2 protein-coding genes are annotated in these 1,336 nt (G+C 64.7%); one reads left to right on the forward strand and one right to left on the reverse strand.

The window, feature by feature from the left end; translation table 11 throughout:
• Positions 1-459: isopentenyl transferase family protein (locus tag EN991_RS36495; protein ID WP_281058851.1), on the reverse strand; the 459-nt coding region annotated here is incomplete at its 3' end.
• Here EN991_RS36495 and serB point away from each other — a divergent pair.
• Positions 449-1,336, forward strand: coding sequence for a phosphoserine phosphatase SerB (serB, locus tag EN991_RS36500; protein WP_127370536.1), 888 nt, complete (start codon positions 449-451; stop codon positions 1,334-1,336). The two genes, EN991_RS36495 and serB, sit on opposite strands and share 11 nt — an antisense overlap.

Below are 1,336 nucleotides of genomic sequence, written 5' to 3' on the forward strand. Positions count from 1 at the left end.
GTGCAGCTTGACGGCGCCCTGCTCCTTCAATTCGTAGCGCCAACGGTCGCGGACCCGTTGCGGAATGTCGGGCATTTCCGAAATGCCCTCGGCCAATGCGCGAAAATAGAGCCCGGTGCCGCCGACAAAAATCGCTGTCCGTTCGGAGAATGTGCCGTCGTCGATCAGTTTCATCACGTCGCGCAGCCAGGCGCCGGTGGAATAGGGTGTCGCCGGATGGACATGGCCGTAGAGGAAATGCGGTGCGCGGGCGAGGTCGGCCGCCTCCGGCCGGGCGGTCAGCACGTCGAGCACCGAATAGCCCTGCATGGAATCCGTATTGACGATCACGCCACCCCTGCGCTCGGCCAGATCGAGCGCAAGCGCCGACTTGCCGCTGGCGGTCGGCCCGGCTATCAGGATCGCGTTCTTCACGCGGCCCTTGCCCGCCTGCCCGCCGGAATGTTCCATGCCGCTCATCGCCACGCTTGTTTCCCGTCCCACTGAGCGCGCTTTGTCGCTGTCGCTTGCGAATATGGCCTCACGGTCGGTCGGCGCAAGCGCTGTTGTCTGGCTGGCTGAAGGTATCGCCTGCGATCTCGTCCTGCCTGAGGCAGCCGACGCCGCCGCTGCGAGTGCCGTCTTGCGCACGGCACTCGCCAGCGAGTCGGTCGACGTGATCGTCCAAGAAGCAGAAACCCGCCGCAAGAAAATCCTGATCGCCGACATGGATTCGACCATGATCGACCAGGAATGCATCGACGAGCTGGCCGACGAGATCGGCGTAAAGGATCATGTTGCCACGATTACCGCGCGATCCATGAATGGCGAGATCGCCTTCGAACCGGCTTTGCGCGAGCGGGTGGCGTTGCTGAAGGGCCTCGACGCCACCGTGGTCGATCGCATCGTCGCCAATCGCCTGACGCTGGCCTCGGGCGGCCGTGTTCTGGTCCGGACCATGCGCGCCAACGGTGCCTGGACGGCACTCGTGTCTGGCGGGTTCGAGGTGTTCACGACGCGCATCGCCGCAATGCTCGGCTTCCAGGAGAACCGCGCCAATCGCCTGCTCGAACAGGACGGGCGCTTCACCGGCCTGGTCGGCGAACCTATCCTCGGCCGCGCCGCCAAGGCCGACGCGTTGATCGAAATTTCAGCGCGTCTCGGCCTGACGCCCGCCGACGCCATTGCCGTCGGTGACGGCGCCAATGATCTCGACATGATCCGCCTTGCCGGTACCGGTGTCGCGCTTCACGCCAAGCCGACGGTGGCGGCACAGGCCAAGGTCCGCATCGATCATGGCGACCTGACCGCGCTGCTCTATATGCAGGGCTACAGGCAGGAGGACTTTGTGCAATGA

The organism is Mesorhizobium sp. M7A.F.Ca.US.005.03.2.1, from assembly GCF_003997795.1.
In the GTDB taxonomy this organism is placed as follows: Bacteria; Pseudomonadota; Alphaproteobacteria; order Rhizobiales; family Rhizobiaceae; genus Mesorhizobium; species Mesorhizobium ciceri.

Bases quoted from the DNA above. Each gene is read 5' to 3' on its own strand.
- serB (WP_127370536.1), top strand. From the start codon at position 449: ATGCCGCTCATCGCCACGCTTGTTTCCCGTCCCACTGAGCGCGCTTTG.